We start from the raw sequence: 14,214 nt of genomic DNA, 5'->3' as shown, positions 1-14,214 counted from the left end.
ATTCGACATACTGCACAAAACAACTGGTCTGATAACTCGCTACTACCCACACGTGTTTATACCAGGTTTGTGCATAATGCACCAGGCGCAGCGTTCTACGCCACATGGCCTCAGCGCCCTGAGACCGGTGCAACAGTCCTCGGCCGATCCGAATGGCTCAGCGGGGGAGCGGCGCCGCCCTGCAAGCAGCGCCCCTCCGTCCGATCGCCACCGCCACTACAGCGGGAGCAGTCCTGTTACAAACCAACACAGTGCGGCCTCCGAGCCAGCCGCACTGTGTTGCCTTGAGACGGGGCCTATTCCGTGCCGTCCGGAGGAATTTCGGGCAGCCCTTCGGAGGCCCGCAACTTCTCCGCCATGGAGGTGAGGAGGTTCTGAGATTCTTCGGACAGGTCGAACGCCCTACTCGACAACCGACGCAGTCCGTAGCCCTGCAGCTGGGACAGCAGCTCTAGATCGTGATCGATCTTGGCCGCGTAGATGTCGTTGAAGAAGTAGTCCGGTTTTACCTTGAAGAACTTTGCCAGCGCGGCCACCGTCTCATCAGACGGGTTGGTCCGCTGTCCCGACCACAACTGCGACAGATACGGTTTCGAGATCGGATGGCCGGACGTCGTCAAGGCAGCCGCCACCTCTGCGTTCGTGTGCGGCTTACGCCCCGGGGGATGCACGGTTTCGAACAGCTTGTTCAGCCGCGCCGCGAAATCAGCTATTGTGAGCCGCCCAATTCCCTTCGCTGTACTAACAGTCGTTATCTCGGATACGTATCATTGATATTAGCGGCTCAGTAACTGAAAACCTACGCCTGATTCGCGATTTCCTTGAAGCTTCTAGGCGGTGATCCGGGGAACCGGCCGTGGCTTGGGTGTTTGCGGGCCAACCCCACGGTTCTTGCGAGCCGCTTAAGAGCCCCGGTTCTGGCCCGTCGCGAGGGTCTTCTCCGACGGGCCACCGGTAGCCCTAAGATAGCTGACGTCTCATCTTCTTGTCTGTACCGGAGTTTGTGTGGCGTACGCCACGTTTCGCGGCACGTGGGATGAACGTTCAACCATGGCCCAAATTGATTGGTATTGACTAGATCCGCTCGATGATGGTGCCTGTCGCAAGTGCGCCGCCGCAGCACATCAGGATCATGGCGGTGCTCTTACCCGTCCGTTCCAACTCGTGCAGCGCCGTGGTGATGAGTCGAGATCCGGTGCTGCCCACCGGATGACCGAGGGCAATTGCGCCACCGTTCACATTCACGCGATCGAAGTCCGGCTTGTGTACCGACGCCCAGGACAGCACCACCGAGGCGAAAGCCTCGTTGATCTCGAACAAGTCGATATCGGACATGCTCATACCGCTGCGATCGAGCAGGCGCTGGCAGGCCTGCACCGGGCCGTCCAGGTGGAATTCCGGCTCCGAGCCCACCAGGCACTGCGACACGATGCGGGCGCGCGGCCGCAAACCCGAACGCTCGGCGGCCTTTTCGTCCATCAGCAGCACCGCGGCGGCGCCGTCGGACACCTGCGAGGAGGTCCCGGCGGTGTGAATGCCGCCCTCGAGCACCGGCTTCAGTTTGGCCAGGCCCTCTTTGGTGGTCTCGCGCAGGCCCTGATCCTTGGTGACGTCCAGGGTCTCGCCGGTGGGGTTGCCCTCCTTGTCCACCTGCGGGGCGTTCTTCAGGGTCAGGACTTCGCGATCGAAGCGTCCTTCGGCCCACGCCTGCGCTGCCAGCCGCTGCGAGCGCACGCCCAGCTCCTCGATATCGTCGCGAGAAGTACCGCGCCGCTTGGCAATTCGCTCGGCCGCCTCGAACTGATTGGGCATGTCGATATTCCAGGACGCGGGGCGGCGCGGCCCGGCGTGCGTTCCGACGTTGGCGCTCAACGGAACATGGGACATGGACTCGATACCGCAGGCCAGGCCGACGTCGATGGCGCCGGTGGCAATGAGCCCGGCCACCATGCCCGCGGCCTGCTGGGCCGAACCGCACTGATTGTCGATGGTGACCGCGCCGGTCTGCCAGGGCAGTCCCGCGTGCAGCCAGGCGGTGCGGGTGACATTGTTGGACTGCTCGCCCACCTGCATGACGCAGCCGCCTACGACCTGCTCGACCAAGGCCGGATCCAGCTCCGCCCGTTCCAGCACGCCCTTCTGCGCGGCGCCCAGGATCTCCGCGGCGTGCAGCCCGGCCAGCCAGCCATTGCGCTTGCCGATGGGGGTGCGCGCGGCCTCGACGATGACGGGTGTACCCATATCTTTCCTTCCGGTACAGAACTGCAACAAGTTCTCTGCGGGTGGTCAACCTTAGTTAACGGTGTTTTCCATTACCCCTTCTCCTGGTTTACCACCCGTGCTTCAATAACGGTAGAACAGGTTTCAGTTAGTCAAAGGAGACAACTGGTGGTGGAGACGCACACACGCCCGAACGTGCCGGACGGATTCGATCTCACCGACCCGGAAATGTGGGCGCAGCGCGTGCCCGTGGAGGAGCTCGCCGAACTGCGCAAGGCCGCCCCGATCTGGTGGAACCCCAAGTCTCCGGAGGTCGGCGGCTTCCACGACGAGGGCTTCTGGGTGGTCAGCAAGCATGCCGACGTCAAGACGGTCTCGCGGCGCGACGATGTGTTCTCCACCTACGAGAACACCGCCATCCCGCGTTTCAACGACGACATCACCCGCGAGCAGATCGAACTGCAGCGCTTCGTCCTGCTCAACAAGGACGCGCCCGAGCACACCAAGCTGCGGAAGATCATCTCCAAGGGCTTCACCCCGCGCGTCATCAACGGCCTGCGCGCCGAGCTGACCGCCCGCGCCGAGGCCATCGTGCAGGCGGCGGCGGCCGCGGGCACCGGCGACTTCGTGGAGCAGGTGGCCGCCGAACTCCCGCTGCAGGCCATTGCCGAACTCATCGGCGTCCCGCAGGAGGACCGCTTCAAGCTCTTCAAATGGTCGAACGAGATGACCAGCTACGACGATCCGGACAGCGATGCCGATCCCGTGGTCGCCTCCACCGAGATCCTGGGCTACTCCTACCAGATGGCCGAGGCCCGCCGAGCCTGTCCCGCCGACGATATCGTCACCGAACTCATCAATGCCGATATGGACGGCGAGGCCCTGCTGCCCGAGGAATTCGGCTTCTTCGTCATGATGCTGGCCGTGGCGGGCAACGAGACCACCCGCAATGCCACCACCCACGGCATGGCCGCCTTCCTCGAAAACCCCGACCAGTGGGAACTTTTCAAGTCCCAGCGCCCCAAAACCGCCGCCGACGAGATCATCCGCTGGGCTACCCCTGTCAGCACCTTCCAGCGCACCGCCCTCGAAGACGTAGAACTCGGCGACGTCCAGATCAAGAAGGGCCAGCGCGTCCTACTGTCCTACCGCTCCGCCAACTTCGACGAAGAGGTCTTCGACAACCCACACACCTTCGACATCCTCCGCAACCCCAACCCCCACCTCTCCTTCGGCGGCACCGGCGCCCACTTCTGCATCGGCGCCAACCTCGCCCGCCTGGAAATCGAGATCATCTTCAACGCCATCGCCGACCACATGCCCGACATCACCAAACTCGGCGACCCGAAACGCCTCCGCTCGGGCTGGCTGAACGGCGTCAAGGAATTCCAGGTCGACTACAAGACCGGCGGCTGCCCCGTGGCCCACTAGGCCGCCGCGTTCGGAATGAGAAACGGCCCACGGGTTTTCACCCGTGGGCCGTTCGCGCATGTCACCGGGCTGTACCGGACCACCCCGGTACTCCACCGTGCCCGGTGACAAGGTCCCCTAACTTTCCCGGTACTCCATCGGAACTCCGAAGAGCGGGAAGAGTTTATCGGTATCGAGGAAGAAGTTGAGACCCGCGATGCGGTCGCCGTCGAGCTCGAGCATGGTGATGGACCACGGGATCCAGACGCCTGCCTCGTCGGGGCTGGGCTTGTAGTGGGCGAAGGCGGGCATGCCGTTGGCGCCGACCGGGACCATGCGGGAGTCGCGGCAGGCGTGGCCGGTGCCGACCATGAAGGCGGCCACGTTCTCCGGGCCGGAGATCCACAGGGAGATGGGCGGCATGGACAGGGCCACATCGGCTTTGAGGAGTTCGGTCAAGGCTTCCATGTCGTAGGACTCGAAGGCCTTCACGAAGTCGTCGATGAGCTTGCGCTGCTGCTCGTTCGACTCGTCGAAGACGTCCGAGGGGGTGGAGACCTCGTTCACCTTGGACATGGTGGCGCGGGCGCGCTGCAGGGCGCTGTTCACCGAGGCCGGGGAGACATTGAGCATGTCGGCGGTCTCGCTGGCCGAGAAGCGCAGCACCTTGCGCATAATGAGAATCGCGCGCTGGGTGGCAAGCAGGTGCTGGACCGCGGCCACGAAGGCCAGTCGCAGTGTGTCCTTGGCGCTGGCGGCCTCGGCCGGATCGGCGCCGAAGGCCAGGGCGTTCGGAATCGGTTCCACCCACACGTAATCCGGCTCCGGCATGGGGAGCAGTGAATCGGGGGTGGAGGGACCGGATAGGTCCATGGGCCTGGCGCGACGTTGCGGACCGTCGAGCATGTCCAGGCAGACATTGGTGGTGATCTTGTACAGCCAGGAGCGGAGACTGGAACGCCCTTCGAACGAATCGTAGGACTTCCATGCGCGGGTGAAGGTCTCCTGCACCGCGTCTTCGGCTTCGAAGGACGAGCCGAGCATGCGATACGCATACGCGCAAAGCTCGCGCCGGTGCCACTCGAACGATTGCAATACCTCGTCCGTAATGGCGCCGGACGGCCCTGCTGGCTTACTCATGCCTGACACTCTTGCACAGCCCACCGACAAGAAAAACCGCTCGAATGCGCCATTCTCGCCTCATCAGAAACAGCCGTGCCCACCTGCCTCAGCAGGTGGGCACGGCGGTATCCGTTACTTGGTGGTCGGCGCTTGCGCGTGGTTGTCGGCCTCGCGGGCCTCGGTCTGCGCCTTGGCCCACTTGTAGTCGGGCTTGCAGGCGGGGGAGCGCTTGATGGCGTCCACGTACCAGAGGCTGCGGGGCATCTTGTAGGAGGAGATCTCCTGGGTCAGGGTGGGGCGCAACTCCTCCAGGGTGGGACGCTTGTCGTCACGACAGTGCACGACGGCGACCACGCGCTGGCCCCAGCGCTCGTCCGGGACGCCGACGACGAGGGCGTCGAAGACGTCGGGATGGGCCTTGAGGGCGCCCTCGACCTCTTCGGGGTAGATCTTCTCGCCGCCGGAGTTGATGGAGACCGAACCGCGGCCGAGCATGGTGACGATGCCGTCCTCCTCCACGCGGGCGTAGTCGCCGGGGATGGAGTAGCGAATCCCGTTGAATTCCTTGAACGTTTCCGCGGACTTGACCGGGTCGTTGTAGTAGCCGAGCGGGATGTTGCCGGTGCGGGCGAGCAGGCCGACCTTGCCGGAGCCCGGCTCGACCTCGTTGCCGTCCTCGTCGAGGACCTTGGTGGAGCCGTCGATCTTGACGCGCGGTCCGCCGGTGTGGGTGGTGCCCTTGGACGCCACGGACAGGCCGCCGAAACCGGTCTCCGAGGAGCCGATGGAATCGGTGATGAGCGCGTTCGGGAAGCGCTCGATGAACTCGTCCTTGAGCGCCGGGGAGAACAGCGCGGCGCTGCTGGCCAGCACCCACAGGTTCGAATGCTGGTACGGCGCACCGGTTTCCGGATTGCCCTCGTGCAGGGCGTCCAGCATGGGCCGGGCCATGGCGTCACCGGTAATAAAGATCATGTTCACGCCGTGGCGGTCGATGGCCTGCCACACGCCGTGCCCGCTGAACTCGGGCAGCATGACGGCCTTGCCGCCGTCGAACAGGCTGTGCAGGGTCGCGGTGAAGGAACCGCCGTGGATGAGCGGCGGAATCGGGTAGCGCACCATGGGCGTATTGCCGCTGGCGCCGCCCTTGGACTGCTCCCACTCGTCCTGGATGAATTCGCCGGTGTAGAAGTTGATGCCACCGCCGAGGACGCGCCACCAGTCCTCCTGCCGCCACATGACGCCCTTGGGCAGGCCGGTGGTGCCGCCGGTGTAGATCATCATGATGTCGTCGGAGGAGCGCTCCTCGAAATCCCGCTCGCCGTGCGAACCCGCCAGTGCGGCTTCGTATTCCACGGCGACGGCGGGCAGCGGGAGATCGGTGCCGTCCTCGACGGTGATGACCGCGGTGATCTTCTCGACATTCGGCAGCACATTCGCCACCTTGTCGCCGTAGCGGCGCTCGTGAATGAGCGCCACCATATCCGAGTTGGTGAAAATGTATTGCAACTCGTTCTCGACGTACCGGTAGTTCACGTTGATCATGACTGCCCGCGCCTTGAAAATCGCCACCATGGCCTCCACGGCCTCGATGGTGTTGCGCGAGTAGACACCCACCTTGTCACCCGGCCGCACACCCTGTTCCTGCAGTTGATGTGCGAGCCGGTTGGCCCGGTCCTCCAGTTGTGCGTAGGTCACCGAACGCGTGTCATCGGCGAGCGCGACACGTTCCGGCATGAGGTCGATGGCGTGTTCGACAAGGTCCGCGATGTTGTAGCTCACATCAGTAAAATAGAACGTGTTCTTGTGTGGGGCAAGCCACAAATTCCGCTTTTCTGATGAATCGGATCCTACAGCGAGTTCTCGCCTTGGATGATGGGCTTCAACTTCTCCATCTGCTCCAGATCGCGCACGCCAACCAGCAGCATGGTGACCCCCGCCTGCTCCCACACCTTCAGCTGTTCGCGCACGTGCGACTCATTGCCGATGATCATGGTGTCGTGGATGAGCTCGTCCGGAACCGCCGCCGCCGCTTCGTCTTTGCGGCCGCTGCGGAACAGTCGAGTGATTTCGTCGACCTGCTCGCCATAGCCCATGCGCCGGTACACCTGCGCGTGGAAATTGAGTTCTTCAGCCCCCATGCCGCCGATGTAGAGCGCCATGACCGGCCGCAAATACGCGAGTGCCGCGTCCGGGTCGTCGGTAATGATCACCTGCGCGGTGGCGGCGATTTCGAAGTCCTCGCGAGACCGCCGGGCCCCGGGTCGCGCGAATCCCTCGTCCAGCCAGGCGTTGTACATATCCGCCAGTCGCGGCGTGTAGTAGATGGTCAGCCAGCCGTCGGCGATCTCGGCGGTCAGCGCCACGTTCTTGGGGCCTTCCGCGCCCAGTCAGATGGGCAGATCCGACCGCAGCGGATGGGTGATGGGCTTGAGCGGCTTGCCCAGCCCGCTGGCATCGGATCGGTTGTAGGGCAACGGATAATGCGGACCGTCACTGGTCACCTTGCCCTCACGGGCCAGCACCTGCCGGATGATGTCGACGTATTCGCGGGTGCGGGCGAGCGGCTTGGCGAAGGGCTGCCCGTACCAGCCCTCCACCACCTGCGGACCGGAGACGCCGAGGCCGAGAATGGCGCGGCCGCCGCTGAGGTGGTCCAGGCTGAGCGCCGCCATGGCGGTGGCGGTGGGCGTGCGCGCGGACAGCTGCGCCACGGAGGTGCCCAGGCGCACCCGGCTGGTGCTCGAACCCCACCAGGCCAGCGGCGTGAAGGCGTCCGAACCCCAGGACTCGGCGGTGAACACCGCGTCGAATTCGGCCTCCTCGGCGGCGATCACCAGCTCCTGCGCAGTGCCGGGCGGCTGCGCGCCCCAATATCCGAGTTGCAACCCAAAGCGCATGTTCATTCCCTTCCCACTTGGGCTCTTGCGACCGTTGTTAGAACCTGTTCTACTCGATCTCGTGACTCTGGGGAACACCGAAGTACTCGCCGCGCCGCTGCGGATGACGTTCGACTACACCCGCTCCACCGGCCCGACCATCGGACGCTTCCTGACCGGGCTGCGTGCCGGGCGGATCGTCGGAGTGCGGGGTTCCGATGGGCGCGTGATCGTGCCGCCCTCGGAATTCGATCCGATCACGGCGGCAGCGCTGACCGAATTCGTCGACGTGGCCGATGTGGGCACCGTGCGGAGCTGGAGCTGGGTGGCCGAACCGCTGCCGGGCCAGCCCTTCGACCGGTCCTTCGCCTATGCGCTCATCGAGCTCGACGGCGCCGATACCGCGCTGCTGCACGCCGTGGATGTGGCCGAACCCGGGGACATCTCGATCGGGATGCGGGTGCGGGCGCGCTGGGCGGGCGAGCGCACCGGATCCATCCACGACATCGCCTGCTTCGAGCCCGGCGAAACCTCGGTCGCCGCAACGCCTTCGGAAGAGGGCGAGCCCATTACCGGCATCGTCACCCCGATCGATCTGAGCTTCAAGCACACAGCCGCCCCGCAGGAGACCGAATTCCTGAAGGCCCTCGTCGAGGGCCGCCTGCTGGGCGCCCGCGCGGGCAATGACGGCAAGGTGTACTTCCCGCCGCGCGGCGCGGACCCGCGCACCGGCGCACCTACCGAGGACTATGTGGAGCTGCCGGACACCGGCATCGTCACCACCTTCTGCATTGTGAACGTGCCGTTCCAGGGGCAGCGCATCAAGCCGCCGTACGTGGCCGCCTACATCCTGCTGGACGGGGCCGATATTCCGTTCCTGCACCTGGTGCTGGGGCTCGAAGCCACCGATGTGCGCATGGGCATGCGGGTCAAGGCGGTGTGGAAGCCGCGCGAGGAATGGGATTACGGGCTCGACAACATCCTGCACTTCGAACCGACCGGCGAGCCCGACGCGGCTTACGAGTCCTTCGCGCACCACCTGTAGAGAGGCGCTGAACATGAATACTGCATCGCGTAGCGATTCCATGGGGGGTGGCGGCCGGGTGACGGGTGGGCGCGACAAAGCAACCGATATCGCGGTGGTGGGCTTCGCCCACGCGCCGCACGTGCCGGAGACCTTCGGCACCACCAATGGCGTGGAAATGCTCCAGCCGTGCTTCACCGAGCTGTACGCGAAACTCGGCATCAAAACCGCCGATATCGATTTCTGGTGCTCCGGCTCCTCGGATTACCTTGCCGGGCGCGCCTTCTCGTTCATCTCCGCCATCGACTCCATCGGCTCGGTGCCGCCCATCAATGAATCCCACGTGGAGATGGACGCGGCCTGGGCGCTGTACGAGGCGTGGGTGAAACTGCGTTCCGGACAGGCGAAGACGGCGCTGGTGTACGGCTTCGGCAAGGCTTCGGCGGGCACCCTGCGGCAGATCCTCACCCTGCAGACCGATCCGTACCTGGTGGCGCCGCTGGGCCCGGACGCGGTGTCCATGGCCGGATTGCAGGCGCAGGCGGGCCTGTCCGCCGGGCGCTGGACCGAACGGGATATGGCCGCGGTCGCCGCGAATGCCGCCGCCCATGGTGCGGGCGCCGCCACCGCGCGCACCGAGACCGATATCGACAAGCTGCTGGCCGCACCGTATGTGGCCAATCCCTTCCGGGCTCATGACATCGCGCCCATTACCGACGGCGCGGCCGCCATCGTGCTGGCGGTGGGCGACCGGGCGCGCGAGCTGTGCGAGCGGCCCGCCTGGCTGACCGGCATGGCCCACTACATCGACACCCCGATGCTGGGCGCGCGCGATCTGACCGTCTCGGCGTCCACCGCCAAGGCGGCTCGCGCGGTCACCGGCGGTGATGCGAGCGGATTCGACGTGGCCGAGCTGAATGCCCAGTTCTCCCACGAAGAGATCATTCTCAAGGATGCGATCGGGCTGAACGGTTCGACCCGCATCAACCCCTCCGGCGGTGCGCTGGCGGGCAATCCCATGTTCGCGGCGGGCCTGGAGCGCATCGGCTTCGCCGCCACCGAAATCATCAATGGCACGGCGAATCGCGCACTGGCCCACGCCAGTAGCGGTCCGGCCCTGCAGCAGAACCTGGTCGCCACCCTGGAGGCAAAATGAGCACGGCATCGCGTAGCGATTCGGTGGGGGGTGGTGGCCGGGCGACGGGTGGGGGCAACCCCGCCGCCGTACTCGGCACCGGCCAGACCCACCATGTGACCAAGCGGTCGGACGTGTCCATGTCCGGCATGTGCCGCGAGGCCATCGACCGCGCGCTCGCCGACGCCGAGCTCACCATGGCCGATATCGACGCCGTCGTGGTGGGCAAGGCGCCCGACTTCTTCGAGGGCGCCATGATGCCGGAGCTGTTCATGGCCGACGCCCTGGGCGCGACCGGAAAACCGCTGCTGCGCGTGCACACCGCGGGTTCGGTCGGCGGCTCTACCGGCGTCGTGGCCGCCAACCACGTGCAGGCGGGCGTGTACGGCAAGGTGCTCGCCGTGGCGTGGGAGAAGCAGCCGGAATCCAATGCCATGTGGGCGCTGTCGAATCCGGTGCCCTTCACCAAGCCGGTGGGCGCGGGCGCGGGCGGCTACTTCGCGCCGCATGTGCGCGCCTATATCCGCCGCGCCAATGCCCCGCTGCACATCGGCGCCATGGTGGCGGTGAAGGACCGCCGCAATGGCGCGCGCAATCCGCTCGCCCATCTGCAGCAGGCCGATATCACCATGGAATCGGTCATGGCCTCGCAAATGCTTTGGGACCCAATTCGTTTCGACGAGACCTGCCCGTCCTCGGACGGCGCCTGCGCCATGGTCATCGGCGACGAGAGCTCGGCCAAGGCCATGGAGGCGCGCGGACGCAAGGTGGCGTGGGTGCACGGCACCGCCATGCGCACCGAACCGCTGGCCTACTCCGGGCGCGATCAGGTGAATCCCCTTGCGGGACAGGAGGCCGCACGCGCGCTGTGGCGGCAGGCCGGGATCACCAATCCCCTGGAAGAGATCGACGCGGCCGAGATCTACGTGCCCTTCTCCTGGTTCGAGCCCATGTGGCTGGAGAACCTGGGCTTCATGCCCGAGGGCGAGGGCTGGAAGCTCACCGACTCCGGTGATACCGCCATCGGCGGGAAACTGCCGGTCAACCCCTCCGGCGGCGTGCTCTCCTCCAATCCCATCGGCGCCTCCGGGCTCATCCGGTTCGCCGAATCCGCCAAGCAGGTCATGGAGCGGGCCGGGGACTACCAGGTCGCGGGTGCGCGCAAGGCCTTCGGCCACGCGTACGGCGGTGGGTCGCAGTACTTCTCGATGTGGGTCGTAGGAAGCGAGCAGCCATGACAACCGAGACCGACCGGAAGACCGGAACCGATCATCCGGCGCGGGTGGCGGCCTTCGCCTCGCAGGCCGCGGTCCGCGCGCGGGACAAGGACGCCTGGGTGGCGCTGTTCGCGGCGGACGGCATTGTCGAGGATCCGGTCGGCCCGTCCTTCTTCGATCCGGACGGCGAGGGCCATCGCGGGACCGAGGCCATCGCGGCGTTCTGGGACAAGGCGATCGCCATGACGGACCTGATCGAGTTCCTCTTCGACGACTCCTTCGCCTGCGGTTCGGAGGTGGCCTTCACCGGCCGCATCCGCTCCACCGTCGGCGGGAATGTCATCGACGCCGAGGGCGTGTTCACCTACAAGGTCGACGCCGACGGCAAGATCCTCGCGCTGCGCGCCTTCTGGGAGACCGAGCGCGCCATGGCGACGGCCAAACCTGCCTGAGAACGCTGAAAACCAGAGCGGGCGACCGGAATCCGGTCGCCCGCTCTCTGGCGTTTCGACGGCGTGCGTCAGTTCGCGCCGGGGTAGTCCATGAAGAACGGCTCCCACTGGTGCCCGTCCGGATCGATGAACGTGCGCCCGTGCATGCCCGCCTGGGCTTCCTGAGCCCGCTTGTCCTCGTTCACCTCTTCGGTGGCGCCCGCGGCGAGGGCGGCCTCGGTCAGCGTGTCGACCTCCTGGGCGCTGCTCAGCGACAGGGCGTAGGCGGCGTGGATGGCCGACCTGGTGTCGGCGATCGGGCGCTTGGTGAAGGTGGGGAAGAACTCCTTGGTCAGGAGCATGAGGCAGATATTGTCGTCGATGACGATGCAGGCGGCATTGCTGTCGGTGAAGTCCTGGTTCACCTTCCATCCGAGCGCCTCGTAGAAGCTCTTCGACCGATCCAGATCCTCGACGGGGAGGTTGATGAAGATCATTTTGCTGGCCATGTCGGTCCGTCCTTCCATCCGCATTTCGCGTGCGCTTCGTTGATGTCATGGATAGGGACGAACCGGGCGGTAAAAACTCATCGGTGCAGCGCGATGTGGCCGGTCGTGACAGAGTGGCGGACAGGAGGTGCCCGATGACGTACAGCTACCTGGTCGCGCTGACCGGCAGCGGGGGGACGGTACCGGCGGAGCTGGGGGTGGTGCGCAGGCTCGTGGAACGCGGGCACGAGGTCACCGTGCTGGCCGAGGAATCCCTGGCCGCGGAGGTGACGGCCACCGGGGCGCGAGTGCGCTCGCGGGCGGGCTCCGGATTCGCCCGCGATACCGTGGCCGAGATCGACAGTGCCCGACCGGATCTGGTGCTCGCCTCGTATTTCGCCTGCGGCGCGATGGTGGCGGCGCAGGCGCGCGGCGTGCCCTTCTCGGTGCTGATCCCGGGCATCTATCCGCTGCCGGTGGAGGGCGGTCCGCCGCCGGGAACCGGATTCGGCCCGGCGCACGGCCCGGTCGGGCGCCTGCGCGACCGCGTGGTGGGGACCCTCGTGCAGCGTCGCTGGGATCAGGAGCTGCTATCCCAGCTCAATGCCTTACGCGCCGAATTCGATCTGGAGCGCCTGGCGCACTACCAGGATCAGGTGCAACTGGCCCACCGTCAGCTCGTATTGTCCAGTGAGGCTTTCGATTTCCCGGCCCAGCGCGCCGACGGCGTCCGCTGGACCGGCCCCATCCTGGACGACCCCTCCTGGGCGAGCGAGACCGCCTGGACCGTCCCCGACGGCGGCGACCCCCTGCTCCTGATCTCGCTGTCCACCACCTTCCAGCGCCAAACCGATTGCCTGCAGCGCATAGCCGCCGCCGTCGCCACCCTCCCGGTCCGCGCCGTCATGACCACCGGTCCCGCCATCGACCCGGCCGAAATCACCGCCCCGCCGAATGTGACCGTCCTGCGCGCCGCCCCCCACCACGAGATCATGCGCCACGCCAGCCTGGTCGTCACCCACGGCGGCCACGGCACCGTCCTCAAATCCCTCGCCGCCGACCTCCCCCTCCTGGTCCTCCCGCACGGCCGCGACCACGCCGACAATGCCGCCCGCCTCCGCGCCCACCACGCCGGAATCACCCTCCCCCGCACCGCGACCCCACCCCGCATAGCCCGCACCATCCGCCGCATCCTCCGCACCCCGGCGCACTACCGCGCCGCCGCCGAGCTCGGCCGGGTCATTCGTCGCGATGCCTTCGGATCGCAGCTGCTGCGCGAGCTGGAACCCGCCTCCGACAATCCCGACCCGGTGTCCCCGCGCGATTTCCCGGTGCGTGAGCTGGAATCGTGAGTCGGCGGGTGCGCGAGCACGATCGGCTCTACGGTTACGGCATGGATTACATGGCCATTCTCCGCCAGCGGCTCACGGCGTTCGGTGAGCTCATCACGCCGGATGTTCCCTTGGCTGCACCGGTTCCCGGGTGTGGGGACTGGACGTTCTATGAGCTGGTCGACCATGTCGGGCAGGGGAATATGTGGGTGGTGACCGCGGTGGCCGAGGGGCGGGGGGACTATCAGGGGGAGGCCGCGCCCAAGGATCCGGGGGAGTTGCGGGGATGGTACGAGCGGAGCGCGGAGGCCATGGTGGCGGCGCTGTCGGTGGATCCGGAGACGCCCGCGTGGACGTTCACCAGTCAGATGCCGCGGACCGTGGGGTTCTGGCAGCGGCGGCGCATGCACGAGACGGCCCTGCATCTGTGGGACGGGCAGGATGCGCTGGGGACCGCCGCGCCGTTCGGGATCGAACTCGCGGTGGACGGGATTAACGAGGTGTTCGAATTGTTCGCGCCGCGCATGATTCTGCGCGGGCTGGCCACCGAACCCGATGTGGCGCTGCGGATTCGAGCCACCGATACCGGGCCGCAGTGGACCTACGGACCGGGGGAGCCGGTCGCCGAGATCTCCGGGACCGCCTCGGATCTGCTGCTGGCGCTGTGGCAGCGCAAGCCCGCCACCAGTCCCGCCTTCGCATGGGAGGGGGACCGGATGGCGGGCGAACGGGTGCTCGCGGGACCGCTGGTGCCCTAGCCTGCGGTGCTTTCGGCCAGCAGGCCGCCCAGGGCGCGCAGGTGGTCGGTGGCGCCGCCGAGGACGAACTCATTGTGCTTGGCGGCGGTGAAGTACTGGTTCACGATGTGATCGCGGTCGATGCCGACGCCACCGTGCACGTGCACCACGGTGTGGGCCACCCGGTGACCGGCCTCGGCCGCCCAGAACTTGGCGGTGT

Annotated in this window: 13 protein-coding genes and 1 pseudogene; 7 read left to right on the top strand and 7 right to left on the bottom strand. The window is 66.3% G+C overall.

What is annotated here, in order from left to right:
* Positions 1–296 precede the first annotated feature (296 nt).
* Positions 297–713, bottom strand: coding sequence for a helix-turn-helix domain-containing protein (locus tag NC4_RS01285; protein ID WP_067531321.1), 417 nt, complete (start codon positions 711–713; stop codon positions 297–299).
* A 361-nt stretch (positions 714–1,074) separates the two neighbouring features.
* A complete protein-coding gene (locus tag NC4_RS01280; RefSeq protein ID WP_067531319.1) occupies positions 1,075–2,241 on the bottom strand; it encodes a steroid 3-ketoacyl-CoA thiolase in 1,167 nt (388 codons plus the stop codon).
* A gap of 207 nt (positions 2,242–2,448) precedes the next feature.
* On the opposite strand from NC4_RS01280, the gene NC4_RS01275 reads away from it, so the two are divergent.
* Positions 2,449–3,651, top strand: a complete 1,203-nt coding sequence (locus NC4_RS01275) for a cytochrome P450 (RefSeq protein ID WP_067531648.1) — start codon at positions 2,449–2,451, stop codon at positions 3,649–3,651.
* 117 nt (positions 3,652–3,768) lie between these two features.
* Here the strand turns inward: NC4_RS01275 and NC4_RS01270 are convergent, their stop codons facing one another.
* The 3 genes and pseudogenes from NC4_RS01270 to NC4_RS01260 form a co-directional block, all read right to left on the bottom strand.
* On the bottom strand, positions 3,769–4,770 hold the full coding sequence (locus tag NC4_RS01270; RefSeq protein ID WP_067531317.1) for a sigma-70 family RNA polymerase sigma factor: 1,002 nt from the start codon (positions 4,768–4,770) through the stop codon (positions 3,769–3,771).
* 114 nt (positions 4,771–4,884) lie between these two features.
* Positions 4,885–6,534 carry an acyl-CoA synthetase gene (locus tag NC4_RS01265; RefSeq protein WP_067531315.1) on the bottom strand — a complete coding sequence of 550 codons (1,650 nt, stop codon included), beginning with the start codon at positions 6,532–6,534 and terminating at the stop codon, positions 4,885–4,887.
* Positions 6,535–6,602: 68 nt separating this feature from the next.
* Positions 6,603–7,652, bottom strand: a pseudogene (locus tag NC4_RS01260) (LLM class F420-dependent oxidoreductase).
* Positions 7,653–7,755: 103 nt separating this feature from the next.
* On the opposite strand from NC4_RS01260, the gene NC4_RS01255 reads away from it, so the two are divergent.
* The 4 genes from NC4_RS01255 to NC4_RS01240 are packed head-to-tail and all read left to right on the top strand — an operon-like array spanning position 7,756 to position 11,459.
* Positions 7,756–8,676, top strand: a complete 921-nt coding sequence (locus tag NC4_RS01255) for a Zn-ribbon domain-containing OB-fold protein (RefSeq protein WP_174566817.1) — start codon at positions 7,756–7,758, stop codon at positions 8,674–8,676.
* 40 nt (positions 8,677–8,716) lie between these two features.
* Complete coding sequence (locus NC4_RS01250; RefSeq protein ID WP_067531311.1) at positions 8,717–9,811, top strand: thiolase family protein; 1,095 nt, start codon at positions 8,717–8,719, stop codon at positions 9,809–9,811.
* Complete coding sequence (locus tag NC4_RS01245) at positions 9,808–11,028, top strand: thiolase family protein (protein WP_084528344.1); 1,221 nt, start codon at positions 9,808–9,810, stop codon at positions 11,026–11,028. Before NC4_RS01250 ends, NC4_RS01245 begins: the two co-directional genes overlap by 4 nt.
* Positions 11,025–11,459, top strand: a complete 435-nt coding sequence (locus NC4_RS01240) for a nuclear transport factor 2 family protein (protein ID WP_067531307.1) — start codon at positions 11,025–11,027, stop codon at positions 11,457–11,459. Before NC4_RS01245 ends, NC4_RS01240 begins: the two co-directional genes overlap by 4 nt.
* A 68-nt stretch (positions 11,460–11,527) precedes the next feature.
* Here NC4_RS01240 and NC4_RS01235 read toward each other — a convergent pair whose 3' ends face one another.
* Entirely contained in the window at positions 11,528–11,947 is a 420-nt protein-coding gene (locus NC4_RS01235) for a VOC family protein (protein WP_067531646.1), read from the bottom strand.
* A 134-nt stretch (positions 11,948–12,081) separates the two neighbouring features.
* On the opposite strand from NC4_RS01235, the gene NC4_RS01230 reads away from it, so the two are divergent.
* Together NC4_RS01230 and NC4_RS01225 are read left to right on the top strand one after the other, a co-directional pair.
* Positions 12,082–13,278 carry a glycosyltransferase gene (locus NC4_RS01230; RefSeq protein ID WP_067531305.1) on the top strand — a complete coding sequence of 399 codons (1,197 nt, stop codon included), beginning with the start codon at positions 12,082–12,084 and terminating at the stop codon, positions 13,276–13,278.
* Complete coding sequence (locus NC4_RS01225; protein ID WP_218020877.1) at positions 13,275–14,015, top strand: maleylpyruvate isomerase family mycothiol-dependent enzyme; 741 nt, start codon at positions 13,275–13,277, stop codon at positions 14,013–14,015. The genes NC4_RS01230 and NC4_RS01225 overlap by 4 nt, the downstream gene beginning before the upstream one ends.
* On the opposite strand, the gene NC4_RS01220 is transcribed toward NC4_RS01225, so the two are convergent.
* Positions 14,012–14,214 (bottom strand): acyl-CoA dehydrogenase family protein (locus tag NC4_RS01220; RefSeq protein WP_218020876.1); only part of this gene is annotated, 203 nt, incomplete at its 5' end. The two genes, NC4_RS01225 and NC4_RS01220, sit on opposite strands and share 4 nt — an antisense overlap.

The organism is Nocardia crassostreae, assembly GCF_001613405.1.
Classification (GTDB): Bacteria; Actinomycetota; Actinomycetes; order Mycobacteriales; family Mycobacteriaceae; genus Nocardia; species Nocardia crassostreae.
This window is presented reverse-complemented; position numbering and strand designations above follow the sequence as displayed.

What these genes read in the sequence shown, in the direction of transcription:
- NC4_RS01240 (WP_067531307.1), top strand. Translation starts at nt 11,025, where the DNA reads ATGACAACCGAGACCGACCGGAAGACCGGAACCGATCATCCGGCGCGG.
- NC4_RS01235 (WP_067531646.1), bottom strand. Translation starts at nt 11,947, where the DNA reads ATGGCCAGCAAAATGATCTTCATCAACCTCCCCGTCGAGGATCTGGAT.
- NC4_RS01230 (WP_067531305.1), top strand. Translation starts at nt 12,082, where the DNA reads ATGACGTACAGCTACCTGGTCGCGCTGACCGGCAGCGGGGGGACGGTA.
- NC4_RS01270 (WP_067531317.1), bottom strand. Translation starts at nt 4,770, where the DNA reads ATGAGTAAGCCAGCAGGGCCGTCCGGCGCCATTACGGACGAGGTATTG.
- NC4_RS01275 (WP_067531648.1), top strand. Translation starts at nt 2,449, where the DNA reads ATGTGGGCGCAGCGCGTGCCCGTGGAGGAGCTCGCCGAACTGCGCAAG.
- NC4_RS01255 (WP_174566817.1), top strand. Translation starts at nt 7,756, where the DNA reads ATGACGTTCGACTACACCCGCTCCACCGGCCCGACCATCGGACGCTTC.
- NC4_RS01250 (WP_067531311.1), top strand. Translation starts at nt 8,717, where the DNA reads ATGGGGGGTGGCGGCCGGGTGACGGGTGGGCGCGACAAAGCAACCGAT.
- NC4_RS01280 (WP_067531319.1), bottom strand. Translation starts at nt 2,241, where the DNA reads ATGGGTACACCCGTCATCGTCGAGGCCGCGCGCACCCCCATCGGCAAG.
- NC4_RS01245 (WP_084528344.1), top strand. Translation starts at nt 9,808, where the DNA reads ATGAGCACGGCATCGCGTAGCGATTCGGTGGGGGGTGGTGGCCGGGCG.